24 protein-coding genes are annotated in these 26,411 nt (G+C 36.3%); 20 read left to right on the top strand and 4 right to left on the bottom strand.

Going from position 1 to position 26,411, the window contains the following annotated elements; genetic code table 11:
- Positions 1-47 precede the first annotated feature (47 nt).
- From LUA91_RS15120 to LUA91_RS15090, 7 genes are read left to right on the top strand one after another with little or no spacing between them, the layout of a single operon-like run.
- On the top strand, positions 48-3,200 hold the full coding sequence (locus LUA91_RS15120; protein ID WP_231426924.1) for a TonB-dependent receptor: 3,153 nt from the start codon (positions 48-50) through the stop codon (positions 3,198-3,200).
- 23 nt (positions 3,201-3,223) lie between these two features.
- Positions 3,224-4,846: a RagB/SusD family nutrient uptake outer membrane protein gene (locus LUA91_RS15115; protein ID WP_231426923.1), complete on the top strand. Its 1,623-nt coding sequence runs from the start codon at positions 3,224-3,226 to the stop codon at positions 4,844-4,846.
- Positions 4,847-4,857: 11 nt separating this feature from the next.
- Positions 4,858-5,985 (top strand): SusE domain-containing protein, encoded by a 1,128-nt coding sequence (locus LUA91_RS15110; RefSeq protein ID WP_231426922.1) that lies wholly within the window; start codon positions 4,858-4,860, stop codon positions 5,983-5,985.
- Between the two features lie 51 nt (positions 5,986-6,036).
- Entirely contained in the window at positions 6,037-7,242 is a 1,206-nt protein-coding gene (locus LUA91_RS15105; protein ID WP_231426921.1) for a glycoside hydrolase family 76 protein, read from the top strand.
- A gap of 22 nt (positions 7,243-7,264) precedes the next feature.
- Complete coding sequence (locus LUA91_RS15100; protein WP_231426919.1) at positions 7,265-9,619, top strand: GH92 family glycosyl hydrolase; 2,355 nt, start codon at positions 7,265-7,267, stop codon at positions 9,617-9,619.
- Between the two features lie 13 nt (positions 9,620-9,632).
- Positions 9,633-10,814 (top strand): glycoside hydrolase family 76 protein, encoded by a 1,182-nt coding sequence (locus LUA91_RS15095; protein ID WP_231426917.1) that lies wholly within the window; start codon positions 9,633-9,635, stop codon positions 10,812-10,814.
- Positions 10,815-10,821: 7 nt separating this feature from the next.
- Positions 10,822-11,679 (top strand): ROK family protein, encoded by an 858-nt coding sequence (locus tag LUA91_RS15090; RefSeq protein WP_231426915.1) that lies wholly within the window; start codon positions 10,822-10,824, stop codon positions 11,677-11,679.
- A 127-nt stretch (positions 11,680-11,806) separates the two neighbouring features.
- On the opposite strand, the gene LUA91_RS15085 is transcribed toward LUA91_RS15090, so the two are convergent.
- Together LUA91_RS15085 and LUA91_RS15080 are read right to left on the bottom strand one after the other, a co-directional pair.
- Positions 11,807-13,393 (bottom strand): glycosyltransferase family 39 protein, encoded by a 1,587-nt coding sequence (locus LUA91_RS15085; protein ID WP_231426913.1) that lies wholly within the window; start codon positions 13,391-13,393, stop codon positions 11,807-11,809.
- Positions 13,394-13,421: 28 nt separating this feature from the next.
- Positions 13,422-13,697, bottom strand: coding sequence for a hypothetical protein (locus tag LUA91_RS15080; RefSeq protein ID WP_231426912.1), 276 nt, complete (start codon positions 13,695-13,697; stop codon positions 13,422-13,424).
- Between the two features lie 188 nt (positions 13,698-13,885).
- On the opposite strand from LUA91_RS15080, the gene LUA91_RS15075 reads away from it, so the two are divergent.
- The gene (locus tag LUA91_RS15075; RefSeq protein ID WP_231426911.1) at positions 13,886-15,520 is read left to right on the top strand and encodes an ABC-F family ATP-binding cassette domain-containing protein; all 1,635 of its coding nucleotides are present in this window, start codon (positions 13,886-13,888) and stop codon (positions 15,518-15,520) included.
- Positions 15,521-15,528: 8 nt separating this feature from the next.
- Here LUA91_RS15075 and LUA91_RS15070 read toward each other — a convergent pair whose 3' ends face one another.
- Together LUA91_RS15070 and LUA91_RS15065 are read right to left on the bottom strand one after the other, a co-directional pair.
- Complete coding sequence (locus LUA91_RS15070) at positions 15,529-15,903, bottom strand: hypothetical protein (protein ID WP_231426910.1); 375 nt, start codon at positions 15,901-15,903, stop codon at positions 15,529-15,531.
- 133 nt (positions 15,904-16,036) lie between these two features.
- Entirely contained in the window at positions 16,037-16,846 is an 810-nt protein-coding gene (locus tag LUA91_RS15065) for an SPOR domain-containing protein (RefSeq protein ID WP_231426909.1), read from the bottom strand.
- 459 nt (positions 16,847-17,305) lie between these two features.
- Here LUA91_RS15065 and LUA91_RS15060 point away from each other — a divergent pair, with 459 nt between their 5' ends.
- From LUA91_RS15060 to LUA91_RS15005, 12 genes are all read left to right on the top strand, one after another.
- Positions 17,306-17,827, top strand: coding sequence for a hypothetical protein (locus LUA91_RS15060; protein ID WP_231426908.1), 522 nt, complete (start codon positions 17,306-17,308; stop codon positions 17,825-17,827).
- 36 nt (positions 17,828-17,863) lie between these two features.
- Positions 17,864-18,472, top strand: coding sequence for a hypothetical protein (locus LUA91_RS15055; RefSeq protein ID WP_231426907.1), 609 nt, complete (start codon positions 17,864-17,866; stop codon positions 18,470-18,472).
- 44 nt (positions 18,473-18,516) lie between these two features.
- Positions 18,517-19,275 (top strand): energy transducer TonB, encoded by a 759-nt coding sequence (locus LUA91_RS15050; RefSeq protein ID WP_231426906.1) that lies wholly within the window; start codon positions 18,517-18,519, stop codon positions 19,273-19,275.
- Positions 19,276-19,347: 72 nt separating this feature from the next.
- A complete protein-coding gene (locus LUA91_RS15045; protein ID WP_231426905.1) occupies positions 19,348-19,683 on the top strand; it encodes a hypothetical protein in 336 nt (111 codons plus the stop codon).
- Entirely contained in the window at positions 19,673-20,251 is a 579-nt protein-coding gene (locus LUA91_RS15040) for a hypothetical protein (protein WP_231426903.1), read from the top strand. Before LUA91_RS15045 ends, LUA91_RS15040 begins: the two co-directional genes overlap by 11 nt.
- A gap of 6 nt (positions 20,252-20,257) precedes the next feature.
- Positions 20,258-20,899 carry a hypothetical protein gene (locus tag LUA91_RS15035; RefSeq protein ID WP_231426901.1) on the top strand — a complete coding sequence of 214 codons (642 nt, stop codon included), beginning with the start codon at positions 20,258-20,260 and terminating at the stop codon, positions 20,897-20,899.
- Between the two features lie 223 nt (positions 20,900-21,122).
- Complete coding sequence (locus tag LUA91_RS15030; RefSeq protein ID WP_231426900.1) at positions 21,123-21,755, top strand: hypothetical protein; 633 nt, start codon at positions 21,123-21,125, stop codon at positions 21,753-21,755.
- Positions 21,756-22,030: 275 nt separating this feature from the next.
- Positions 22,031-22,708, top strand: coding sequence for a hypothetical protein (locus LUA91_RS15025; protein ID WP_231426899.1), 678 nt, complete (start codon positions 22,031-22,033; stop codon positions 22,706-22,708).
- Positions 22,709-22,976: 268 nt separating this feature from the next.
- Positions 22,977-23,972 (top strand): hypothetical protein, encoded by a 996-nt coding sequence (locus LUA91_RS15020; protein WP_231426898.1) that lies wholly within the window; start codon positions 22,977-22,979, stop codon positions 23,970-23,972.
- A 180-nt stretch (positions 23,973-24,152) separates the two neighbouring features.
- Positions 24,153-25,163, top strand: coding sequence for a hypothetical protein (locus tag LUA91_RS15015; protein WP_231426897.1), 1,011 nt, complete (start codon positions 24,153-24,155; stop codon positions 25,161-25,163).
- 301 nt (positions 25,164-25,464) lie between these two features.
- On the top strand, positions 25,465-26,073 hold the full coding sequence (locus LUA91_RS15010) for a hypothetical protein (RefSeq protein ID WP_231426896.1): 609 nt from the start codon (positions 25,465-25,467) through the stop codon (positions 26,071-26,073).
- Positions 26,060-26,347: a hypothetical protein gene (locus tag LUA91_RS15005; protein ID WP_231426895.1), complete on the top strand. Its 288-nt coding sequence runs from the start codon at positions 26,060-26,062 to the stop codon at positions 26,345-26,347. The genes LUA91_RS15010 and LUA91_RS15005 overlap by 14 nt, the downstream gene beginning before the upstream one ends.
- The last annotated feature ends 64 nt before the right edge of the window (positions 26,348-26,411 follow it).

Here is a 26,411-nt window from a genome sequence, read left to right as displayed (position 1 = left end):
CTAATATCCATGTTGCGCACAAACGCATCTTAATCAATCTAAATGTTATGAGACTTAAACTTTACCCAAATGACAAACTTAAGCGATTGCCCCATTGGCAGTTTGCTTTGCTGGCCATCTTTTTGATTCCTTTCTTTTCGAATCATTCATTGGCTTTAACAACGAGTGCCTTCGTTAATAAAATCGAAAAGATTAACCTCATTATTAAGGGAAAGGTTGTTGATGAAAAAGGAATCGGACTTCCGGGGGTTAGTGTTCAAATTAAAGGTACTGCAATTGGCGCAGTAACAGATGGCAATGGCCTTTACACTATTTCTGCTCCCGATAATTTAGCTACAGGTAATTTAACTTACTCTTATTTGGGTTATGTAAGTCAGGATGTTGCAATTGGCGGGCGTACTACAATCAACATCCAAATGAAAACCGACGCGAATAATTCGCTGGAAGATGTAGTTGTAGTGGGTTATGGGGTACAAAAAAGGGTTTCGGTAACTGGTGCAATTAATACTATCGATGCCAAAAGTATCGAAAATAAGCCTGTTTTAAATGTTTACCAGGCGCTACAGGGCGAGTCGCCAAACTTAATTATTCAGCAAAGTTCGCTAAACCCTGGTAGTAACGTTACCGTGAATATTCGTGGGGTTGGTACCTTGGGAGATAATACGCCACTTGTTGTTGTTGATGGAATTGTAGGAGGGAATTTAAATACCCTCAATCCGAATGACATTGCAAGTGTAACCGTATTGAAGGATGCCGGCTCAGCTGCTATTTATGGTTCGAGGGCTGCCAATGGTGTAATTTTAGTTACCACTAAAGGCGGTAAATTAAATCAAAAAACGGCAGTTTCTTATAATGGAAGCTATGGCATTCAAGATGCCAATGTACTTGTAAAAAAAGTTCCGGCATGGGAAAATGCTTATTATAAAAATGAATCTTTGGTGAATTCCGGACTTAGTCCTGCTTATACACCAGACCAGATACAGCAACTTAAAGATCAGGGCAATGGTACCTGGGATATAGAACACCTTTTACGTACAGCACCACAGCAATCGCATAACTTTAGCATTGTTGGTGGAGGTGAAAAAAGCTCCTTTTATGTTTCAGCCGGTTATCAGGATCAGGGCAGTAATTTTATTGGGAACGGTGGCAGTGGAGCAGATTTTGGCTATCAGAAATACAATTTGCGATTAAATCAAAGCAATGTTATCGGAAAATTTAAAACCAATTTTATTCTCCTTTACACTAAAACGCGGAATAAAACCAATAGCGTTGGCGACAATAATATTTTTGCAGATGCCAATCGGGTACCCTTAAATTACAACTGGCAGGATGAAAACGGAAATTATTTAACCAATCCTGTTGCTTCTCAATACAATGAATATGGCGTATTGGAACAGGGAGGCTTTAACCAGGCAGATAATGATGAAATTTTTGGTGCTTTTAACGGGCAGTTTAATATTACCAATGATTTAAAAATTACTGGAGAATTTGGCGGAACCTTGCAAAACAATGGAACATTCTTTCGCCGTACGCAAGTTAATTACTTACCATCTGGCGTTTATGGCGATGACCGTTCCGTTTTAGATGGAAATAGTAAATCGCAACTTTTTAATACTAAACTATATGTAGAGTACGGTAAAAAGATTTCTGTACACGATTTTAAGATTCAGGTTGGGGCATCAAGTGAAAATTATTCACAACGTGGATTTCAACTTCAAAAAACACTAACCGATCAATTGTTGGGCACACCAACCACCGGAACATTGGTCGATCCAATTAACTCGAGCAATAGTTTGGCAATTAATTCGAACAGCTTAATATCTTTATTTGGAAGATTAAATTATGCTTACCAGGATAAATATTTGTTGGAAGCTACTGCACGATACGATGCCTCATCAAAATTTGCCAATGGCAATCGTGGAAGCTTTTTTCCTTCGGTAAGTGCAGGTTGGATTATTACGCAGGAATCATTCATGCAATCCATTAAAAACACTGTGAGTAATTTAAAGCTTCGTGCATCTTACGGAGTACTGGGCAACCAGAACGTTGGGAATTTTCAGTATCAAACTACCTACTTTAATTATGCCAGTGCTTACGGTTTTAATAATGTTCCTGTTGGTGGTGCGGGTACACTTTTATCGAACAGAGATTTAACCTGGGAAAAAGCATCAACATTAAATATCGGGATTGATGCAGGCTTCTTTGATAACCGCCTAACTGCTTCATTCGATTATTTCAATAAAGTAACGAGAGATATTTTACAACCAAGACAAGATATTCCAGCCATTTTTGGTGCTGCTACACCAGATTTTAATGTGGCAAAAGTGAGAAGTAAAGGTTGGGAAGCCTCATTAACTTATAATTTACGAGGAGAAAATGTAACCCAGAGTTTTAGTGTAAACGTTGCTGATAATCAAAATAAATTGCTTCAGTTATCAGGAGGCGCAACAGAGCAAATCATTAATCAGGATGTTTTTCAATTGTTGAGAAGAATTGGAGAGCCGATTACACAATATTATGGCTATGAAACCAATGGTTTTTTTCAAAATCAAGCGGATATAAATAACTCTCCAAAAATTGCAGGCAATCCGGTAGTTCCGGGAGATGTGAAGTTTAAAGATTTAAACAATGATGGAATTATTGATGCCAAAGACAAAACTGTGTTAGGTAATCCATTTCCCAGATATACTTTTGGTTTTACCTACAGGCTTGCTGTAAAAGGATTTGATTTACAGCTGTTTATACAAGGGGTTGGTAAACGTGAAACCTTCTTGAGGGGCGAGTTGGTTGAGCCTTTTCATTACGGATACGGGGCAACGATATATGAACACATGACCAATTACTGGACACCAAATAATCCCGATGCCCGTTACCCAATCTTTGCAAACATCGGCTCACCTTCCAATACCAATAACTGGCGTACCGGATCAGATCTTTATAAATACGATGCTGCCTATGCCCGATTAAAAAATGTAAACATTGGTTATACATTGCCAGAAGCGGTTACCAAGAAATTCGGCATCGAACGTTTCAGGGTATCGCTGATTGGGCAAAATCTGTTCACGCTTTCGAAACTTAAATTTATCGATCCGGAAACTTCAGAATTCGGAAACAATGTAAGCTTAGGTTCGGGGTCGAATAGTGCCCGTGCATATCCGCTTCCTGTATTTTACGGTGCTGGATTAGACATAACTTTTTAATGATAACGGTTAGAATTAATAAAATGAATTATCTAAATAAAATCTTACTAACGGCTATTGCAGTCGTTATCTTTGCAGGTTGTAAAAAACTGGATATTGCACCTACCGATCGGTTTTCAGATTTAACTTTCTGGACAGTTGATGTAAATGTGAACAATGCGTTAAACAATAATTATAGTCTGCTTTACAATAGTTCACTCTATTTTGAGCCTGAAGCGCTTTCTGATAATGCGTATTCTCCTTCTGGTGATCTGAATTTAATTGCAAGCGGAAACGCGACTTCGCTAACCGGAAAATTTCAGGGCGATTGGGCTAGTTATTATCGCACAATTAAATCTGTTAATATTTTCCTGGAAAATATCGATCAAAACAAAACGCTGCCGGCAGCTACAATTGCCAGGATGAAAGCTGAAAATCAATTTATGAGGGCTTTCGCACTTTTTAATTTGACGAAATGGTATGGCGATGTTCCGCTGCCTGATCATGATTTAACACCTGAAGAGGCACAGGTAATTCCACGTAGCTCAAAAGCTGCGGTAAATGCTTTTATTGTGAGTCAGCTGGAAAGCGCAATCCCTAATCTCCCAAGTAAAGATCAGCTTCCGGCAAGCGAAAACGGTAGAATTACAAAAGGTGCTGCACTGGCACTCCAAATGAGAACCTTATTATATGAAGGAAATAAAACTGCGGAGGTGATTGCAGTATGTGAGAAACTCATTAATAATCATGCAACTTATGGAACTTATTCGCTGGTGAATAGTTATAGTGCGTTGTTTAGTGACCCTGCAACCAATAAAACCAATAACGAGAGTATTTTATCTCTGCAATATGTGCCAACTATCAGAACCTGGCAAAACTTTTGGGATTTCGCCCCCAGAACAGTTGGCGGAAGGGTAAGTAACATGGCACCTACGCAAGAGTTGGTGGATGATTATGTAATGCTTAACGGAAAAGGAATTAAAGAAACAGGATCAGGCTATGTAGAAAGCAATCCTTACATTAACCGTGATCCAAGGCTTACTGCCACTGTTGTTTACGATCGGTATAATTGGGTAAATCCTAATAACAGTACCAAAACCATTTACATTAAACCAGGTACCGATCCTGTTCAGCCTGGCCTGGATGAGTATTCGCCGGGTTCGCAAAGTGCGTCGGCAACAGGTTATTATTGGCGGAAATATTTTGATCCAAGTGCCTTATCCAGTTTTGTTTCAGGTAATAATCTGCATTTATTTAGATATGCAGAAGTGCTATTAACTTATGCTGAAGCCAAAAACAGTTTAGGACAAATGGACGCTACTATCTGGGCAAAAACCATCGGGGCACTTCGCACCAGAGCGGGCTTTACCGATGCTGCAGCATTGAATTTTCCGAGTGCAGATTTAACCAACATCATCCGTAGAGAACGTAGGGCAGAAATGGCTATGGAAGGCTTACGTGTGGATGATTTAAGAAGATGGAAATTGGCTGAAGTAACGATGAATGGCTTTGCACACGGAGCAAAATTTGCCGCCGATCAAAATATTGATAATGGGTACATCCGTACACAACAACGCAAATTTAATGCACAAAGAGATTACCTATGGGCTGTTCCATCAAGTGAGATTGGCCTAAATAAAAATTTAACACAAAATCCTGGCTACTAAATTAAAGCAATATGAAAAATATAAAATCAATATTCGTTTTGCTGGCGCTATCATTTATCGCCATTACATCCTGCAAAAAGGTTGAAAAAGACCTAAATGAAAATATCAATCCGATAGGAAGTTTAAGCATTCCTCAAAATCAGCAAAGTATTAAACTTACACCTTCAAATGCATTGGCTACGCAACAGTTTAAGTGGACTGCGGCTAGCGCTGAAGATGGTGGACTTATTTTATACGAGGTTGCTTTTGATAAGGAAGGTGGCGATTTCTCGAAACCAGTTTATAAAGTGGTATCAGATGGTGCAGGTATACAAGCTCAAGTAACCATTTCTCACAAAGATTTAACTAAGGTTGCCGCATTATGTGGGATCAATTCTTCTAGCACCGGGAATGTTAAATGGACGGTAATTGCATCAAAAGCAAGCAACAGGAAGCCAGGACAGGAAAGCAGAATTCTGCAGTTGGAGCGCCCTGCAGGTTTTGCCGAAGTACCTGCTGATCTTTACCTTACAGGATCTGCTACTGAAACCGGTGATGACATTAGCAAAGCCATCAAAATGAAAAAACTGGAAGAAGGTATTTTTGAAGTGTATACCACACTTAAACCGGGTACTTATCAATTGGTTGATAAAGCTACAACTTCAGGCAGAAAATTCTACACAGAAGGTTCATTGATAAAAGAAGGGACCACTTCCATTACTGTTACAGGTGCAGCAAAAGTTTATTATCTGAAGTATGATTTTAATGTAGCAACCGTGGTTGATGCAGTTGAAGTACAAAGTTTAGGTTTGTACATGTCTGCTTATGGAAATGAAATCGGTCAGTTATCTTACACTTCAAACGGTGTCTGGCAATCGGGAAATATTCCTGTAGTATTTTACCAGTTTTCTTGGGGTAGAGATGAACGTTATAAATTCGCAATGCATACCTCTGCAGGCATTCGTTATTTAGGAAGCAGTAATGTGAATAATGTTAGTCCTGTTGGGCAAGGCGCTTCCTATTTTTATCTGAATGCAGTAACTAACGATCAGTGGAATAATACCTATAAATTTAATCCCTCGGCAGATAATAAAAGTGTAAAGGTTGTAGCGAATTTAAATGCAAGCGGACCTTATACCCATACGGTTACCACACAATAGTTCACTTACATCTCCATCGGTCTATCCCGGTGTAGAAAAAATATTCTAACCATGAAAAAGTTATTTGTAAATTCCTTTCTGATATTGTCTGTCGTTTTTTACACGGCTTGTAAAAAGGATCCAACGGTTGATCCTGTTACGCCACCACCAGTAGTACCGCCTACAGGGCCAGGCGTTAAAATAGATTACCTTAAACTGGCTCAGGAAACCCATACGTTTACAACCAATAATCTGCTTACAGCCAGTTATGGTTATCGGGCAAATACCACCAGCCATGCAAATAATTGCTATGAATGGTATAACGTGAGCCAGATTTATGCCGATGCCGCCATGGTAGGAGTGGGCCAAACTAAACACCTGGCTTATATGAACAATACGTTCAAATTTATGGAAAACATGTGGGATAAAAAAGATCTCCGAGGTGGTTATTTTGCCTCTGTAAATTTGGATGGAACAGGCGCAGGTGGAGATAAATATGTAGATGACAATGCTTTAAGTGGAATGGTTTATCTGGAAGCTTATGATGTAACCACTGGAGCTGATAAAGCACCTTATTTAGCCAAAGCTAAAGCCTGCGGAGATTGGTTAATCAATAGCGGGCTGTGGGATAATGTGTATGGTGGCGGATTTTATTGGAATACACTTAAACCTGAAAAACCTACCCAAACCAATGGTCTTACGCTTCAATTGTTTTTAAAACTTTACAGTTTAACCGGTGAAAGAATTTATCGTGACTGGGCAAAACAAGTTAATGATTGGTTAAATGCAAAAATGTACGATCCTATTAGTGGTTTATATATTTGGAAAATTGATGGAGCTGGCGAGGGCAAAAGACATACAGATAAGTTTACCTATGATAATGCCATTATGGTTGAAGCCTTTATTTTATACAGTAAAATTATGAATGATCCTTCATACCTCACCAGAGCACAAAATATTGGTAAGGCTATGAATATCACTTTGTGGAATGCTGTTTGGAAAGGATATATTTTTAATACGAATGAAACAAGAATTAATCCGGCTTGGTGCGCTTGGGGATCACAGGCCATGATTCGTTTATATGAAGCTGATAAAGACGAAAATTGGCTGGTGTATGCAAAGGAAAACATCAATCGTTTAAATATCGCAAACCGGAACCAATCAACCTATGGCTATTATTTCTTTGCGGGCTTCGATGGGAAAAACCGCTCGCCAGAAATAGAAACAGTAGACCAAGCCTGGATGCAACGCATTCAAGCGTTGTTATCTAAATATTAATTCAATATAAACTTTAATTCTTATGAAATCGGCTAATAAATCGTTCTTAGTTTTAATGCTTCTGCTTTTCGTTGTGCCGTGTGCATATGCACAGGATCTTTTGAAATTCGTAAATCCAAACATTGGTACAGCGCATAGCAGATGGTTTTTTTATACGCCTGCAGCTGTACCTTATGGAATGGCTAAACTAGCTCCTTCAACCAATGGAAGTTATGGAAATAATCAAGGCTGGGAAGCTGTTGGTTATGATACACGCCACAATTCTATTGAGGGCTTTGTACACTTTCACGAATGGCAGGTAGGCGGCGTAAGTTTTATGCCAACTGGGGGCAAGCTAAAAACGGTTCCTGGCTTGCTTGATGAAGCTGGCAGTGGTTATCGATCTGCTTTTGATCGTAAAAATGAAATTGCAGAACCTGGCTACTATTCGGTTTTGCTTGATGAATTCAAAATTAAAGCAGAGCTCACAGCCACTAAGAGAGTAGGTTTCCATCGTTATACCTTTCCAAAAAGTGATGATTCCCGAATTATCCTATCCATTGGAAATGTTCAGGGAGAAAGCGGTCCGGTTACGGATGCATCAATAAAAATGATTGATGATACCCATTTTGAAGGCTTCGTAATTACCTATCCGAAATATGTTAAAACTTATGATGAAGGTGGGAGAGTAGCCATGTATTTTTATGGGATACTGAATAAAAAACCGAATAGTATTGGAGGGTTTAATCAGAATAAAACCAACGAAAATACCAGAACCGCATCGGGTATTGGCGCTGGATTGTTTCTAGGTTATCAAACTCAACAGAATGAAAGTGTGGAAATAAAGGTTGGATTATCGTACACCTCTTCAGAAAATGCTAAACGCAATTTACTGGCAGAGGCTGCTGACCTTAATTTCGATGGAGCAAAGAAAGCTGCACAACTGGAATGGCAAAATGAACTGGGTAAAATGAAAGTTTCTACCAAAAATAATGCTGATCTGGTTAAGTTTTATACAGGTTTGTATCACGCTTTGCTTGGTCGCGGTATTGCCAGTGATGTAAATGGAAATTTTCCACGCCATGATGGTACAATTGGCCAGTTGCCAAAAGATCAAAAAGGTAAATTCAGTTATAATTTTATGAATACTGACGCCATTTGGGGCGGTTTTTGGAACATTACCCAATTATGGGCTTTGTCTTACCCATCGCATTACAACGATTTTGTGCATACGCAGTTAGAAATTTATAAAGAACGTGGCTGGTTTGGTGATGGGATTGCCAATAGCAATTTTGTTTCGGGAGTAGGAACCAATTTTGTAGGACTTGCTATAGCGGGGGCCTACCAATCGGGAATACGGGATTATGATTTAAATTTAGCCTACAAAGCAGTTTTGGGTAATGAACTCAATTACAAAAATAGATTGGTGGGGTCGGGTAAAACAGATACTAAAAGTTTTGTGCAAAGTGGTTTTGTGCCCTATTTGGATGCGGATAAAACAGACTCAACCGGCTCACATTTTTCTGGCTCGCACACCATGGAATACAGTTACAGCGCATTCGCTGCCGCACAACTGGCAAAAAGTATGGGCAAAGCGAACGACTATAAAAAACTAATGGGTTTATCGAATGGATGGCGGTTACTATTTGATCAGGAATCAAAACTTATCAGACCGAAAACGAGCGATGGAAAGTTTATAGATAAGTTTAATCCTTTAGAAGCATGGAGAGGTTTTCAGGAGGGAAATGCCACACAGTATACGTTTTATGTTCCTCAAAATCCTAAAGCCTTAATTGAACAGATAGGCAAGAAAGCGTTTAATGAGCGATTGAATAATATCTTTGAAAATTCTCAAAAAAATGCTTTCGGTGGTGGAAAAACCATTGATGCATTTGCAGGTATTCAATCACTTTATAACCATGGGAATCAACCAAATTTACACATCAGCTGGCTTTTTAATTATTCATCATCTCCCTGGTTAACTCAAAAATGGACAAGAGCAATATGCGATGAATTTTATGGAACAGAAAGTATTCATGGTTATGGATATGGCCAGGACGAAGATCAAGGCCAATTAGGTTCCTGGTATGTAATGGCATCTTTAGGTTTGTTTGATGTAAAGGGATTGACGGACGCCCGCCCAACGCTCCAAATCGGAAGTCCGATGTTTGATCAGTCAGAAATACGTTTAGGCAATGGAAAAAAACTATCGATTAAAACGATTAATAATGCTAAGCAAAACGTTTATGTGCAATCTGCCATGTGGAACGGGAAAATGCTTAGCAACGCCTGGCTTTACCGTGATGACATTATGAAAGGTGGAACTTTGACTTTAAAAATGGGTAATAAACCTAATCCAAGTTGGGGTGTAAAAACGGCACCGCCATCGGTACAATAATTTATAAAATCCCATGATAAAATACCCCTTTTTTTGTATTTGCTTGATATTCTGTTTTGAAGGATTTAGTCAGGAATTGAAACGAAATACTTTATACAGAGATAGAGCCGATGCCATGTTCGAAAAAATATGGAAGCATTACAGGGTAAAACAATATCCAGGTTTGTTCAGTGAAAATTATCCTTCTGGAAAAAATGTATCGCTTGATTATTTTCAGGGTGCAAATGTTGATGAGAAGAAAGTAAGTTTTCTTTGGCCCTTTTCAGGTATGTATTCAGCAGCAAATGTGTTGGTTCGAAATCCATATTTAAAGCAGAAATATGATAAATACCTGGATACTTTAGCTGTTGGTGTTTGGGCCTATCGAGATACGACTAGAAGTCCGGTGGGTTATCAGGCTTATCCATCCATGTTAGAAAAATCAGATCGATATTATGATGATAATGCATTGGTTTGCATTGATTATTTGGAGGCCTATTTAAATACGAAAGATCAAAAGTATATTGTAAAGGCAAAAGAAGTTTTCGATTTTATTTTAAGCGGATGGGATGAGCAGTTAAACGGTGGTGTATATTGGTTGGAAGGGCATAAAGATCAAAAGCCGGCCTGTAGTAATGGTATGTCGACACTTGCGGCATTAAAATTATATCAATGTACAAATGATACGCTTTACCTCAATTGGGGCATAAAATTTTATACCTGGATGTATCACACACTTAGAAATCCTGATGGGATTTACTATAATGATGTTAAAATGGATGGCAAGCCAAATAAGGTTTATTATACCTACAATACAGGTTCGATGCTCGAATCGTCTGTTTTATTATATCGGTTTACCAAAGAAAAAAAGTATTTAACGGAAGCCGAAACTGTGGCAGAAAGCTCATATCGTTTCTTCTCAAATAAAAATAAACAAAAGGATCAGTATTTTAATATCGACTTGCCCTGGTTTGTTACTGTTCTGTTTCGTGGTTATGAATCTCTTTATCATATAAATGGCAATCCGGTTTATATCAATGCAGTAGCATCTGATTTGGATAAAGCATGGCAAAAATCGTCTGATCAATATGGATTTTTAACAGCAAAGTGGGCAAGGGATGAAGCATCGAAAAGGAAACCAAAATGGTTGCTAGATGAGGCTTGTATTGCCGAGCTATATGCTAGAATGAGTTTGTTAGATATCAATAATAAATAATCCTAACGTGAAAGACAATATAATTTTGGGTGTGGATATTGGTGGTTCGCACATTACATCTGCACTGGTAAATGTACTGGATGGTACCATTTTGGAAGGATCATGGCAGAGATCCAAGGTTGATTCGCAAGCAAGTGCTGATGAAATTGTTGCTGCCTGGAGTTCGGTAATGAAAAAAAGTCTTCATTTTACCACTCATTCGGGAAAAGTTGCAGTAGCCATGCCAGGACCTTTTGATTATCAGAACGGAATATCTTATATGAAAGGCATGGGCAAGTTTGATGCACTTTATGAGCTGAATGTAAGAGCCTTAATTTTGAAGGGGCTGGAAGGTTCGGTGCAACAAATTTCGTTTATTAATGATGCGGGATGCTTTTTAAAAGGAGAGTTGGTACACGGTGCGGCTTCAGCATATCGAAATGTGATGGGTTTTACGCTTGGTACAGGATTTGGCTCGGCAGCAGGAACTGATGGCATTGCTACAGATGCAGCGTATTGGCAATATCCTTTTATGGGCGGTATTTGCGAAGATTTTTTCTCTTCTAAGTGGTTGGTTTCAAAATACAATAGCTATTCGGGCAAAGCTGTTCGTAATGTTAAAGAGCTAATTGATGATGTAGAACGGGCAAACCCGTTGCTGCAGGTATTTGATGAATTCGGGATGAATTTAGGAATCTTTTTATCAAAGTTATACAAAAATAAGCCAATTGATTGCGTGGTTTTAGGTGGAAACATTGCTAAAGCCTCTGCACTATTTTTACCACAATTGCGATATTATCTAAGTGCGAGATCGATAGTATTACCCATATACATTTCTGAAACCGGAGAAAATGCGGCGTTAATCGGCGCAGCATGTTCTATGTAAGTTAGTTAAAATTCGCTGCAAATTTTTCGAGATTGATTTGAATTCCCATGTAATCGAAATTAATAGATTGTAACTTTATATTTTTCGAGGCGTATGTAGTTAAGCAACTCGCTTTATATCAGTAAGTCTATTTTCGTAAAGGTTTTAAATTTGCATAAAAACTGCGTCTATCATTTGTGTATTTCTTTTTCATGATTGCTGACGGAAAGGTTAACCGATATATAGAAATTCCGTTGAGGTGAGAATTTTCCATTTTAATTGTTTCCAGTAAATAAACCTCTTTGGCTAAATTGCGAACTCTTGAAAGTGGTTCTTTAGAAAGATAAATGATGTTTTGAATGTGCAGATTTTGAGGCGATTGCAACAAGAAACTATTGTGTACACTTATAACCTTAGGCATATTTACGCCGCCGTAGTACTTTAGCGCACCCGCAATTGCATAATTATCTGTTAAAATACAAATGCCACCTGTATCTTTCATAGTAGTCAGGTTTGCCGCCCGATTAACCTTATTGGTCATTTTTTCCCACTCCAACATATCTGAAAAAAACTGGGGAATTTCTCCTTGTTTGCCATCCTGATAGCGTAGTGGCCTGGTGAAACCGGTTAAGTTAATCATGTTGGAAACGTATAGCCGGCAATTGCTTGTTGATAAAATTGGAATTACAATTGGCAAGCTCATCAGGCCAAATGCATATAACATGCCCACGAAAAATATGCTGGAGAAATTTTTAAATTTTTCTAAAACCAATGCCCAGCAACACCCACCGGCAGCAAAAAGCACAGGGAATATTCCAAGACCATAATATAATTTTCCATCCAGTAAGGCTAAAAGTATGATGATCATGACAAATGAAATCGACCATGCTTCTTGTTTTGGAGGTCGCTGATGATTGAACAAGAGGAATAACAGGCCTGCTGTCCAGATGGCTACACTAGCTCCATGAAAGAAAAATAGCTGAAACAAATAATCGAAAATATCCAACTTGAAAGCGCCTTTTCCTACCATCATCGTATAATTAATAATGGGAAAACCGTATGCCCATTGCCATATAAGGTTTGGGAGTATAATCATAAAAAATAAAATGGCAGGACCAGCTAATTTTTTGAACGCCTGGGTGAGAAATTTTCGATCTACAAATAGTTCTGAGATGAAGAATGCAGCAAGTAGGATGATGATACTGTATTTATTCAGCATTCCAAAGCCGAATGCGATGGCACACAGATATATGTATGTTATATTTTTGGTTTTCTTGTAGGCTATTATCGAAAAGGTAAGTAAGGTCCAAAAGAATTCATCGAATACAGCAGGTTGAAGCAAATATGATGTTGCCAAAAATGAAGGAGAACAGATGATGGCGGAGCAGGCGATGATTACCGCCAGCCTGTTTCCGCCAAGTAATTGTGTAATCCAACCTGTTAGCATCACAGTTCCGGCCGAGAAAATACATGGTAGAATACGGAATGCTGCAACCGAATTGCCAAATGTGTATTCGGAAACTTTGGCTATCCAGGTTACAAAGGGTGAGATATCTAGAAAACCCCAATTAAAAGAATCACTTAACTCGATGTAATAAAGTTCATCTGCGTGTAAACCATAATTATTTATGGTAAAAAAATGTATGAGTAGTTTGAGTATTCCAAACGCAAAGATGATGAAATTTAATGCGGGAGATTTTATTTGATAGGTTTGTGCTGTTGCAATTTGGTTCATCAACTGAAAGTTAGCTTGAAATTATCAATTAAATGGTAAAATGCAACAAAAGGTTTTCATGCTGATAAATCTGAAATGATAATTTTCTTAAATGTGAGGTGGTTAATGATCCTATAGCCTGGATAATTTCTTCTTCTATCATGTTGGGCATTATCTTTCTGAATTGAAATGTAATCACGTCTGGATTTTGATATCCAATCTGAACAGGAGTTCTGCGAAAAATATAAATGAGGTCTTCAATAATAAACAGCGTTTCTTCCAACTGATCAATATCCTGTTCTTGCCGTTTTTTGATGGAGTACATATACAGTGAACATTGTTTTGTATCGAATTGATTTGGGAAAATTGATTATTTTTCAACCTTATCAGATACATAATGATTGACCGGATGTTTAAGTTAGAAAGTAAATATTTTTAAGCGGATTTTTAAAAAATGGATTATGTTTTAATTGCTATCCTATATCTTTGCAGCCTCATTAAATATTTTCAATTGTGATCAATGTAAATAACATTTCCGTTTCCTTCGGAGGAACAACTCTATTCAGCGACGTAACATTTTCCATCAACGAGAATGATAAAATTGCCCTTATGGGTAAAAATGGGGCAGGTAAATCGACTATTTTAAAAATTATTGCTGATGTTTCCAAGCCTACTTCCGGAAATGTAACTGGGCCAAAAGATGCGGTAATTGCTTATTTACCACAGCATTTGCTAACGCAAGATCAGGTTACTGTTTTTGAAGAAACCATGAAAGCTTTTGCTGAAGTAAATTCAATGCAAAAGGAACTAGATGAGTTGAATGAGCAATTAACGATCCGAACAGATTACGAAAGTGACGATTACATGAAGCTTATTGAGCGGGTGTCGGAATTGAGTGAGAAATTTTACTCCATTGAAGAGGTTAATTACGATGCAGAAGTTGAGAAAGTGTTGAAAGGTTTGGGCTTTGAGCGTTCGGATTTTAACCGTCAAACTTCCGAATTTTCTGGCGGCTGGCGTATGCGTATTGAATTGGCTAAAATATTATTGAAAAAGCCCGATTTGATTTTGCTGGATGAGCCTACCAACCATATGGATATTGAAAGTATTCAATGGCTGGAAGACTTTCTCATTAACTCGGCCAAGGCGGTTATGGTTATTTCTCACGATAGGGCATTTGTAGATAACATCGCCAATCGCACCATTGAGGTTACCATGGGAAGGATTTATGATTATAAGGCAAAATATAGTCATTATTTGCAATTAAGAGCTGATAGAAGGATCCATCAATTAAAGGCATACGAAGAACAGCAGCGTTTTATTGCCGATAATCAAGAATTTATAGATCGGTTTAGAGGTACATATTCTAAAACCTTACAGGTACAATCGCGGGTAAAAATGCTCGAGAAATTAGAGGTAATAGAAATTGATGAGGTGGATACATCGGCTTTGAGATTGAAATTCCCACCATCGCCTCGTTCTGGTCAATATCCGGTTATGGTAGAGGAACTTACCAAGGCTTATGGCGAACATGTGGTTTTTCAAAAAGCCAATATGGTTATCGAACGTGGACAAAAGGTGGCCTTTGTAGGTAAAAATGGTGAAGGTAAATCGACGATGATTAAAGCCATTATGGGCGAGATTGAATTTGAAGGTGGTTTGAAAGTTGGGCATAATGCCAAAATTGGTTACTTCGCACAAAATCAGGCAGCATTATTGGATGAAAGTTTAACTGTTTTTGAAACCATCGATCAAATTCCATTAACAGATGGCACCATCAAAATTAAAGACCTTTTAGGTGCCTTTATGTTTAGTGGTGATGATACCACCAAAAAAGTTAAAGTGCTTTCTGGCGGTGAAAAAACCCGTTTAGCGATGATTAAATTATTGCTCGAGCCTGTTAACGTATTGATATTGGATGAGCCAACCAACCATTTGGATATGAAAACAAAAGACATTATTAAGGATGCCTTGAAGGATTTTGATGGCACTTTAATACTGGTATCTCACGATCGTGATTTCTTAGATGGACTGGCAACCAAAGTATTTGAGTTTGGCAACAAAAGAGTGCGGGAACATTTTGAAGATATTAAAGGATTTTTAGCCTATAAAAAAATGGGTAGTTTAAAGGAGATTGAGCAGCGTTAATTGGTTTCTTAATCTCTAACAAATTTAAATCCACAACCTTCAATACAAGGTGGATTTAATGTTAAGGTTTTAGCAGTTACTTTATAGCGATAGGTTAGTGGCATTTGGTAGGTTTTTCCATAAACTTCCATTGAAACACTGTCGATTACCTTAAACCTGATAAGTTCCGGCATAGCCTTACCGCTAATCTGGCCTGTCTGATCTAAAACAAGATATTTTGCCGGACCGTTCACTTTCATGTATTTTCCACTTCCATCTCCCGGATCTTGTAAAGTTTCTGTAAGTTTCCATTTGCCGTAAATTTCTCCCGGACCATCGTTTTTTTTCTTGCAAGCAAAAAATAGCAAGCTTATCGCAAATATTGATGCAGTTAATCTTTTCATGTTATACTTTTTGCTAAAACGCATGGGTTCGCTTTTTCGCTACAAAATGTGCTGATAATTTGTAACCTGTTAACGTTTAGGTATTTATTTTAGATTGACCACATCAAAATCTTTGCGGATTAATTATGCCTGGCTATTCATTTTCAAACTTGATTGATAGCTGTTCGGAAACCAAGATTCCATCTTTGTAATATTCATAAAGCCATTTTCCTCCTTTTTTAAAAATCAATCCATTGTTGGTTGCACCTTTTGCGATGTAATAATTAGGTGCTGAAGTTTTTAACAAGGTGAATGTTGTTTTTGATGTGGGATTCGTTATTACATAACCTGATGCTGTAGGTTGAGCTAGAAATGATGCTGGAGTTGGTTTGTTTTCTGCTGAAACCATAGCAACAATGGGTTTTTCCATTTCTTTTGTTTCAACTGGTGCAGGTTTGGATGCATTTGCTTCGGAGGTTGGTTTTGGTTTTTCAGCATCCTTTATTGTGCTTTTTGCAGGAATGGCATCTACCGCATTAATTGGCGTTTTACTTAATTCGTTCAAGGAGGCAAATGCTTCACGTATTGCAGCTGAATAGGCAATATCATATTCCTTTTCCCGGCTTTTTCCTTCTTTGCTTTTAAGAACCAAATTGCCTTTACAATCCTTCAAAACAATCTTGATATTGGTTGAAAACATGGTGTTTTTCTCTTCCAGATCTAAGGCTAATGCTTTACATCTGTCGCCCGCAATTTCTGTTGGAAGTTCGGTATTATCGTAATAAACCTTGTATCCAGCATCTTCAAAAAGGCTTTTAGTAATTGTATTCAGGTTGTATTGGTTAGGTTTTTTTAAAAAGCTAAACTTTTCTGGAATGATTAAATATTTATAGCTAGCCAAATTGGTTTGTGCCCGTAAGGTAATGGTACTTCCCAATAATAAGATCAAAATAAACCTTTTCATAAACATAGGTATTGGTTTTAATATTTGCTTTCAATTTATACAATGAAACGCATAAAATCAAATTGGCTATATGATTAGAAAAATTTGTTTGTGCTTGTGGCTATACTGAAGGTTTTTTATCCATCTGCCTGGCGTGCTCTAATATTTGATTTACAGAAAATGGGTAGTCTGCTACGAATTGTAAATGAAAGCCAGCGAATTATAAATGGGCCTTCGGTTAATAAATCCAAAAGTATATGTTTAATGTTATAAGCTTAAAAACCTTTAAAAAAAACCATTTATGATCATTTTTGGAACAAGAACCAAAATTTTAAAGGGTAGTGGTATCAAAGCAAATTGTAGCAATTGTGGGTCTACAAAAATGAATTGGAACAGATGATTAACGACAGAAAGTTGATAGATATTGAAAAAGTGAAAAAATAAGGTCGGGTTTGATTTTTAAAAATTAAGTAAAATATTATGGGACAAGCAAGTTTCTTTTTCGCCAACAAAGAGCGTTTAAAGTTTTTATTAAAATGCTTTGCAATCGGTTTGCCAATATTACTATTAATGGCATGGGGTGTAAATTCTTTTGAAGATAATGAAGCAGAAAAAGGCACTGCGAATGATAAAGGAGGTGTAAATTATTATTATCGTGAAAATTCAGGTGCTGAAAATTACCCGGCACCTGTTGCTAAACTGCTTCAAATGTACCCGAAAAGTCAAGCAACTTATATCAATGTATCTACCGATAGAAACCAAGAATTGGAAGGTGATATCTTCTCTTTTACATCCGATAGAATGGATAAAATTTTTAGCTTTTATAAGCAGGGAGCAAAAGTTATTGATGAAACTGCAGATCGGGTTGAATTGGAAAAGGATGGTCAGAATTTTGTGCTTACGAAAGAGAAAATTCTAGAGGATGATCCTATCAAAGGAGAAACGAAATTCGGCATCACTTTTTATAATAAAGCTACGGTGAATAAATATAAAGCCCACTAATAGCAAGTTAGCAACATGATTCGATTAATAACTTTTTTGATAATAATTTTCATTGCATTTGGCTGTAATGATAAAGCTAAAACGGAAAGTACTGAACAGGTGAAAACTGATACTATTGCGCCATTTGCTGTAGTAACTGATTCGCCAAAACAAATGATAGATACGGTTAACAATAAAATAGAAGAGGCGGTTGCCGATAAACCTGCTCATGATTATTGGAAGACCATTGATTTTGAAAAATACGGCGTAGAAGTAGCCACAAATTCTACAAAAGCACCATTAGATTGGGCTGATTATCCTGAAGCTAAAGATTTTAAAACAAGAATTATCGAAGCGTACAAGCGAGATGAAATTGATTTTGCAGGGCATTATATATTGGCAACTTTTGGTTGTGGTGCCAGTTGTATTATGGGTTTTATGGTAGATGTTCGGAATGGTAAAATTTATGATTTGCCTTTGGGCGAAGAAAATTCATGCCTATTTGCAGAAGACCGTGTAGTTTGCAAATCTACCAGCCGGCTTTTTATTGCGGGAATTTGCAAGCAGAACATTGAAGACAAAAATGTTTATTACAAATCTTACCTATGGGATGAAGATCAAAAAGAGTTTAAAATCATTGAAGCGAAAGAATTTTTGAGGGATTAAACCGATTGAAAACCGAATGCTTATTTTCAAATAATTCAAAAATTATGTACACCAAGCTAAAGCCAATTTTAATAGTAAGTTTCATTCTAGTTTGCAATATTGCTTTTGCCCAATCGAAAAAGCTAGTTAAAAGTTTTAAGCTTGGTGCTATAAGTTATCAGTTGTATGAAAGTTTTAAGACATCAAAATCTGATCAAGACACGGTTTTTTATTTGTTGCAGCGTTTAGGCAAACCTAAAATTATTGCCAAAGAGATTAAAGCTGTGATCGAAAAAAAGCAAGGGGATACCTTGGCAGCCTCAACTTACAAAATCAATAAAAGTTCTGTTGTTTTTTATCGATCTGAAGGAAATAAATTCTACCACCGAATTTACACACTACAAAAAACTGGCCTTCTAAGCTATAAGTCTAGCTTAATACCAAAGGTTAAAGAACCATCAGCACCAACAATGCCCTTACCGGTAGCTGCACCAGATTATGATCATTCAGGCCATCCAATTTCGGTAGATATTATGCCTGAGTTTCCAGGTGGAATGAATGCATTGAGAAAATTTATCTCGAATAATCTTCACTATCCTTACGAAGCACAAGAGAACGAAGTATCTGGAACGGTTTACGCCAAGTTTGTAATCACCAAAGATGGCAGCATAGCAAATATAGAAATCGAAAGAAAACTAGGTTTTGGTTGCGACCAGGAAGTGATCAGAATTTTAAAAAGAATGCCAAAATGGAGTCCAGGGAAATTAAAGGGACAGGCAGTTAATTATTTGTATAGGTTGCCCGTAATCTTCTCTTTGCAATAATAATAGACTTATCAGTTGCCTCCTGGATGATTTTAGAAAGCTGATATTTAATTTGTAAAGCTCTGATAAACGATGAACAATAAATTAAAAATCGGCATCTGTTTTTTACTGCTTACTTGGTTGTTTACAGGCATTAAATGTGATGATGAATTTAACGAACACAGCATGTTTTTAAAATATCGACCAACGTTTCAATATTATTTTAAATCCCCGTTAGGCATGCAAGATATGCCTGCGAATTATCCAGCTGATCTCTTTGAAGATCAAGCCATTTATGATGAATTTATTAACGAAAAACATTGGAGCGATAATGATTTCTTGGAGACCAGCATCTGTGGGATTTTAGTGTTAGGCTTACTATATTTCTTAACTGCAGGATTAATCAAACAATTTAAATATGATAAATAAAACAGTTCTTATCAGGTTTTATTTCTTTATATCGGCATTGGTTGTTCTTGATGTTGGTTTATACATTTTTTCGCAAATGAGTTTTGTGGGTTATTGGAGTGATAGGGTTATCTTTTGGATTTGGTTTTTCACAACGCCCTTCATTATTTTTAGTTATTGGAAAAAACTGATTGCCAAAATCTATTTTTATTTACTTGTTGCAGGATTACTTTTAAGCATTCTGCCAATGGCCATACCCTTCTTCGGTATTTTTTTATCTACTACAGGAAGAGGACGCTTAAATCATTTTAGCCTAAAAGATAATTTTCGTGTGCAATCTGTTGGTTACGGTGTTATGGGTAAACCACGGTTGCAAATTGTAAAGGATGGATTATTATTTGATAAAATTATGCTCGAAGATGTTGATGAAATCAAAAAAAACGATACTACATCACTCGAGTTGCGTTCTGCTAAAAATGCCAGATTAATTGCCAAAAGCGATACCAGCATAACCGTAAAATATTTTTTCGAGAACGAAACGCAAGATGCTATCCATGTTTTTAAAGAGAAAAAAGGATTTAATTATTAAAACATTATGAAAGCATCGATAAAGATTGCCAGCATTTTTGCCTTGATTTTTTGTTTATTTAGCGCCTGCCGAAACGAAGAAAAGCAGCAAAATACTGTTACCATTCCAGCAGTTTCAACTCATGTAGATACCGCAGGTGTAAAGGCCGAACCTAAAGCCAGGCTGGAAAATCCTCAGCCAGATTTTCCTACAAGTGGCAATAAAATTGAAGACCTTATTCCGCAATATTTTGAAGTTGACTTAGAAGCCAGCGGCGATTTAAATCATGATGGCTTGGAAGATAAGGTGCTTGTCTTAATCAATACCCGAGATACTTCAGCTTTGCGGCCCACTTTGGTGATCTTTAAGATAGGCAATGCTTACAGTGTTAATGCTAAATCATTCACTGTTATTGAGCCAAAATATAGAGAAGATGGTTACCTCAATTATGATTTCGAGGATGTTAGTATCGACAAAAATGGGCAGCTTGTTTTTACCCAACAATCTACAGGTCCAAACGGTAGTTTAGAGAGCACTTTTAAATACATTAATAATGAATTGGTTTTAATCAACATAAACAGTTTTGCCATGGGTGCTGGCGGGCAAACAGCTTTGAAGTTAGATTTGTTTAAAGGGGTTTTTGAACAAACCGATATCAATACCATGTAAGAAGATATGCCTAGCAAAACAACGACAAAAAAATACAAACTGCCTAAAGTACTATTTGCTGATGGCGATCCTAGAGAAATTATGATAAAAGCTTTTAACACCAATGGAGAATAGACTTTTTGAAATGATAAATGCGAAATAAATAGGATCGCATTACCAATCATTTTGAATAAACTAATTTGAAGCCAATCTCGAACTTATATAATTAACACTTTTAATAAAAATGAATAATGACCAACATGCTTTTCTAACACATTACATTAGCAAGAACCAATTTGTTAAAAAGCTGGGATTGATTGTTTGCTTCGCGATTTGCATTCTTGTTCCACTAATATTCATTATTTATACTGTTAAGGAAACCAACGCATTTGGAAAAGATTTATTAGGCAAAGAAAGATATAACGAACGCATGAAAGATAGTTATTTATATGCTGCAATTATGTTTGTTGCTTTACTGGCTGTGATAACTCCATTCGCATATTTGCTACATCGTTTTTTTAATCGGTACCTCATCATTTTAAATTCACTTAATGGTAAAGACATAGATCGGTTACGGAAAATAACCAAGAATTTAGGTGTTCTCGAAAGGTCTAGTCCATCATGTATTTTTAAAGAAAATACAGTCACTTTTTTTACACTATTTAAAGCACATACATTTTCCTTTTTTGATATCAACCGAATAAAAGTAACCCGTGTAAGTTACAAGGGAGTTTCTTATATAATTGCCATCGAAACCGTATCTGAGAAGCTTAATTATAGGTTTAACGATTTAATGATGACCAGAAGTTTGGTTGATGAAGCGTATTCGGCAAACTCTAAAATAGATATTAATAACAGAAATAGTTGGGATTTTTGAAGCGTACTAACCTTGGCATATGGCATCATTATCAACGGATAATAACTCAAGTCTGGCGAATTGTAATTGGCTAAAATGGATTTAGCTATTGAATTGTATTTTAGAGAATGCTGCAGCGCTTTTCATTAATTACGAAATTGACTATGAAGATTTTTATCGTTTTAATCTTGTTATGTTGTTCAGCCTCGGTTAACAGTTTTGCACAGATAAAAGCGACCGATACGTTACCAAAACAAGTAGTCATAAACAATAACAATCCTAAACAAAAAATAATTATGGATGAAAAATTATGGGGCAAACCAAATGCTTCTGGTGTGATAGACAGCACCAGTAAAGCTGGCATAACCTATAAATTAATCTATAAAACAGGGGTGGTAGAGCTGAGCAAAACATTCATCAATCAAAATCAAAATCCGCTTACTGATACTTTGTTTGTAGGTAAATTCTTTACGCTAAGCAATGCCAATGGCGGAAATATAGTTGGTGCCGGAACACTGAAATGGATTAAAGATGATTTGTTTTTTGCTCTACATGCTGGTCAACAATTTGGCGGAAAAGTAAAGGGGCTTTTTAAATTTAATCTTCACACAAATGCAATTACCAGATTAATTTTTATCGATGAATTTTATAATAACGATAAAAAGAAAATAGAAAAAAAATACAAGCTCAAAACCAAAGAAATAATTACATTCCATTTGGATGATTGGGGAAAAGGTTGGTTAGCCCAAAATGAGGAAGCGGTTGCCTATTGGAATGGTAAAACTGCAGCAGAAAAAAAAGAAAGACCTGACTTTAAACCATCTGCAGCAATGTTAAGTGATATAGCATTCTTAAAAAAGTTTGTGCATAAGCCTTACTATTTTCATCAAAAAAAACCGAAAGATGAAAGTTATCTGCACAACCATCACCTGGCTAAAAAAATATATTTAGTGATGAAAAAAAATATGAGCTAGATACAACCTTGTTAAAAAATGCTGATAGGCACATTAGTGAAGTTTTAAATGAGTATCAAAAACCAGTAAGCCATCAGGTAAAAGTATTGGATTTTATAAACTTTGATAAGCTGTATTTTTTCTATGTTGATAAACCATCTAATGAGGTAAAAATTATACGTTATGATATGGATAATTGCACTTGGCTATTAGGAAATTTTGCGGAAGTGGAAATAAAGCCAAAAAACTGGGACTCTCTTCTTCAGAATTGAAAAATAAAATAAATCTTATGAAAAATATAATCATCATTTTTTTGCTCCTATTTTCTAACAACATCATTGCACAACAAACAAATACGATGAAAAAATCTACATCTGGAATGTACGGACAAGGTAGCCAAAGCGGCATTTATATTTATGATGACGGCACTTTCGCTTTATTCGGCTATGCCATATTGGTATTGGGAAAATATACGTTAAAAGATAATCAAATCAACTTCGTACCTGATATCCCGAAGCAAATATTTACGATTTTAGGAAGAAAAAATCCGAATATCAAAATAGGAGTGAAGCTAACTTTCTCAGCCGCGTTTTTAAATGATGGTCCTACTTACATCAAGCTTGACAATGGCCCTTTGATCAATACTTTTGATGAAGATTATGATGGTGGTTCATCCGATTATATTACCGAACTGCCTTACCATCCGAAAACGATAAGTCTAGCGCAAAATACCGTAAATCATTTGTTCAGGTATAATACCAATACCTTTAATTTGAGCGAAAATAACAATGATTTCATGCTTTTTTATCATCGAACCATTAGCGAACAGAAACCTTTTTCGGCAACATATAAAACCGAAAAGGGTAAAACTACTCTACAATCCCGCTGGGGAGAGTTTAGAAAATTTGAAACTAATCATGACCCCGAATTCGAAACATTTTTGAATAATTACAGAAGACAAGCCGTAAAAGAAAAAGATGTAAAGGTGTTTTACTTTAACGACCAGCTGAAAACAGCCAAAGGTTTCAATCATTTATCAGAAGATTTTTCCATTTTTGATATCAATAATTATGTTTTAGATGAGGTTTCCAATAAATTTATCCATAAGAATATTTATAAAAAAGGGACAGATTACAGCAAAGCTTCAGTGAGCGATTACCATGATGAAAGTTATATTTTGAAATATGATAATATCGATTTAAATGAACAAAGTTTAACCGATTTTGGGAAGGTAAAGGTAGGTACTAAGGCACTTTTCGAAAATAAATCACCTATAAAAAATTAAGAAGTGATAATGCTCCAACAAAAGATTTGCCGTACCTGTTCCGGTACAGCCAGTAAAAAAATTGAAAAGTAAGAATTAATTAATGCTATAAGAATCAAGATAGGCAAAATACCTCTGTGGGCCATAGATTCTCAAAATCTTTGACAATGTCTTAAGCCATAAAGACTTATGCAAGCAAAAATGATAGGATTAAAAGGAGGATGCTTAATATTAATTGTGCTAGGTATAGCGCTTTTTATCGGTTTAACCTTCAGTCGAGTTTTAATACCGGTATTCCCAATAATTGTTGGGATAATAATGTGGTTCATCACCAAAACCCAACGCAAGTTAATTAAAACTTCACCAACACCCATCTATCAGGTTAAAGAAGGATGGGTTAAAATCCAGGGAACAGCGAGTGCGCTAAAAACTTTCGAAACGCCATACTTTAAGCAAGCGTGTATTGCCTATGCATATGAGGAGGGAAACGTAACATACGATAGTGAAAGTGGTTCGGAATATGTGAATAATATCATTAAGAAAGAAGAGTTTCAAGATTTCTATTTAAGTAATGCTACTGGAAAAATTAAGGTGGTTTTGAACCAACTCAATCTTTCCTTTTTAAATGTCAAATCAGACACTAAACACAGCATTAAACATGCCGTTGATGATATCCGTTACACCGAACGCACAATTAAAAACGGCGATATGATCAGTGTTTTGGGTTATGCGGTAAAAAACAGTAATTATGCCTACGATCTTACAGAACAAGCCAATCAACCACTTGTTATCGCTACACCCAATATTGAAGATAAAACCACTAAAGCTTTCAGGGTTTTCAAATACTTAATGCCTTACTTGATTTTGATGTATCTGGCGGTGAATTACTTTTTATTTTTAGCACCAATAAAACCAAAAGTAGAGAATAGTACTGCATTTGCACTTTTTAGCATTTTTGGAATGCCAATTTTAGGTATACTATTCGGAGTTTTTGGAAGCAGGTCATCAGGCTTTAGTAAAGTTTTTTTCTCCACTTTGGGTGGAATTTGTTTTTTTGTTTCATTACTCAGTTTTCCATTGATATGTCTATTATATATGATTAAAACCAATCAATACACTATTAATCAGGTTTGGTTGAGCATTTTTGTGTGTGTAAGTTTGGCGCTGATCTTTAATTATAAAAAGTTAAATGAGATTTTTGATAATTATTAAATTGTTAACCTGATATGAAAATTAGACGATTGCAAATATTCTAATGTCTATTTTCTGATAAAATAAAAATGGTAAAATAAAACTGAAAAGATTTAACTGCTTCTCATCTTTCAAAGCTTCATCATTCTAATAGCCATTTGATGGATATCAGGCGCTTGCCAATATTGAAACACTTTATATAGCTTAAAAAGCTATTTTTCCCAACGAATAATAATCCAAAACCAGCGAATTGTAAACGGGTCAAACGGCATTGAAACGATTAATGTATTTTTATTTATTAGCGATGCATTAAAAATTTATCATGAAAAAATACCTTGTTATAATTATTATTTTCATTTCGTACAATGCTGCTTTCTCGCAAGACAAATTGATTAAAGACATTGATTTTGATGGCGTTAAAGACACCGTTTATGTGGATGCCAAAACTGCAGAAATTGTTTGCCGCTTATCTGGTTTAAATTTTAAAAAAATGAAAAGTAAGGGAAGTGAGTCATCTACAGAAAATGCAGGTTTCAAGCCTACTAAAAATGGTTTCGAGTACCATAGCGATTGGATGCGGGCAGGATATTCCAATCAGTTCCGCTACAATAAAACGTTAAAAAGAATACAATTAATAGGCATGAGCCGTTACGAATTTGGCAATGCGGCTAACGATGGCAGTGGTGAAAGTAGCGTTAACCTACTCACCGGAGATTACATAGGCAACTGGAATTATTTTGATCACTTAGCCAATAACGAAAAAGGAAAATTGGTTATAATCCCAACCATTAAAACTAAGATGATTTATAAAAGCATTTTTTTGGAAGATTTTAGCGATGCCACTTATTATGATTACGCAGATAAGTGTAGTAAATTATACGAACAGGCTAAAGCAAAAACCAAAAAGCTAAGAAGTAATGCAAAACCCTAAGCTTTACCTGTTATTATCAATAGCTGCGCTTATACTATCAGTTCTTTCCTATTTTATTGGTGTTTTAGGAATAGGTTTAGCTTTATCGGTAATTGTTTTGGTGCTAAGTAATAAGGAGTTAAAGAAGACCGAAGGAAATTATACTTTGCAAGAGCATAAAAATTTAAAAATAGCTAAAAGACTCTGCATCATAGGGATTATAATCTCATCGCTCAATATTATTTACCTATTAATAATTTTGATTGTAGTTACAATGGGCTTTTTCGGTATGTAAGTTATAATATTTTTTATAGTAATGCTGATTAATAATTGGTGGCTATTGTTTCGCCAGGGAAGTA

This window comes from Pedobacter sp. Leaf250, assembly GCF_920984735.1.
In the GTDB taxonomy this organism is placed as follows: Bacteria; Bacteroidota; Bacteroidia; order Sphingobacteriales; family Sphingobacteriaceae; genus Pedobacter.
The sequence above is the reverse complement of the archived record's forward strand: the minus strand, read 5'-3'. Positions and strand labels throughout refer to the sequence as shown.

What these genes read in the sequence shown, in the direction of transcription:
- LUA91_RS15120 (WP_231426924.1), top strand. Translation starts at nt 48, where the DNA reads ATGAGACTTAAACTTTACCCAAATGACAAACTTAAGCGATTGCCCCAT.
- LUA91_RS15115 (WP_231426923.1), top strand. Translation starts at nt 3,224, where the DNA reads ATGAATTATCTAAATAAAATCTTACTAACGGCTATTGCAGTCGTTATC.
- LUA91_RS15110 (WP_231426922.1), top strand. Translation starts at nt 4,858, where the DNA reads ATGAAAAATATAAAATCAATATTCGTTTTGCTGGCGCTATCATTTATC.
- LUA91_RS15105 (WP_231426921.1), top strand. Translation starts at nt 6,037, where the DNA reads ATGAAAAAGTTATTTGTAAATTCCTTTCTGATATTGTCTGTCGTTTTT.
- LUA91_RS15100 (WP_231426919.1), top strand. Translation starts at nt 7,265, where the DNA reads ATGAAATCGGCTAATAAATCGTTCTTAGTTTTAATGCTTCTGCTTTTC.
- LUA91_RS15095 (WP_231426917.1), top strand. Translation starts at nt 9,633, where the DNA reads ATGATAAAATACCCCTTTTTTTGTATTTGCTTGATATTCTGTTTTGAA.
- LUA91_RS15085 (WP_231426913.1), bottom strand. Translation starts at nt 13,393, where the DNA reads ATGAACCAAATTGCAACAGCACAAACCTATCAAATAAAATCTCCCGCA.
- LUA91_RS15080 (WP_231426912.1), bottom strand. Translation starts at nt 13,697, where the DNA reads ATGTACTCCATCAAAAAACGGCAAGAACAGGATATTGATCAGTTGGAA.
- LUA91_RS15070 (WP_231426910.1), bottom strand. Translation starts at nt 15,903, where the DNA reads ATGAAAAGATTAACTGCATCAATATTTGCGATAAGCTTGCTATTTTTT.
- LUA91_RS15065 (WP_231426909.1), bottom strand. Translation starts at nt 16,846, where the DNA reads ATGAAAAGGTTTATTTTGATCTTATTATTGGGAAGTACCATTACCTTA.
- LUA91_RS15060 (WP_231426908.1), top strand. Translation starts at nt 17,306, where the DNA reads ATGGGACAAGCAAGTTTCTTTTTCGCCAACAAAGAGCGTTTAAAGTTT.
- LUA91_RS15050 (WP_231426906.1), top strand. Translation starts at nt 18,517, where the DNA reads ATGTACACCAAGCTAAAGCCAATTTTAATAGTAAGTTTCATTCTAGTT.
- LUA91_RS15045 (WP_231426905.1), top strand. Translation starts at nt 19,348, where the DNA reads ATGAACAATAAATTAAAAATCGGCATCTGTTTTTTACTGCTTACTTGG.
- LUA91_RS15040 (WP_231426903.1), top strand. Translation starts at nt 19,673, where the DNA reads ATGATAAATAAAACAGTTCTTATCAGGTTTTATTTCTTTATATCGGCA.
- LUA91_RS15035 (WP_231426901.1), top strand. Translation starts at nt 20,258, where the DNA reads ATGAAAGCATCGATAAAGATTGCCAGCATTTTTGCCTTGATTTTTTGT.
- LUA91_RS15030 (WP_231426900.1), top strand. Translation starts at nt 21,123, where the DNA reads ATGAATAATGACCAACATGCTTTTCTAACACATTACATTAGCAAGAAC.
- LUA91_RS15025 (WP_231426899.1), top strand. Translation starts at nt 22,031, where the DNA reads ATGGATGAAAAATTATGGGGCAAACCAAATGCTTCTGGTGTGATAGAC.
- LUA91_RS15020 (WP_231426898.1), top strand. Translation starts at nt 22,977, where the DNA reads ATGAAAAATATAATCATCATTTTTTTGCTCCTATTTTCTAACAACATC.
- LUA91_RS15015 (WP_231426897.1), top strand. Translation starts at nt 24,153, where the DNA reads ATGATAGGATTAAAAGGAGGATGCTTAATATTAATTGTGCTAGGTATA.
- LUA91_RS15010 (WP_231426896.1), top strand. Translation starts at nt 25,465, where the DNA reads ATGAAAAAATACCTTGTTATAATTATTATTTTCATTTCGTACAATGCT.
- LUA91_RS15005 (WP_231426895.1), top strand. Translation starts at nt 26,060, where the DNA reads ATGCAAAACCCTAAGCTTTACCTGTTATTATCAATAGCTGCGCTTATA.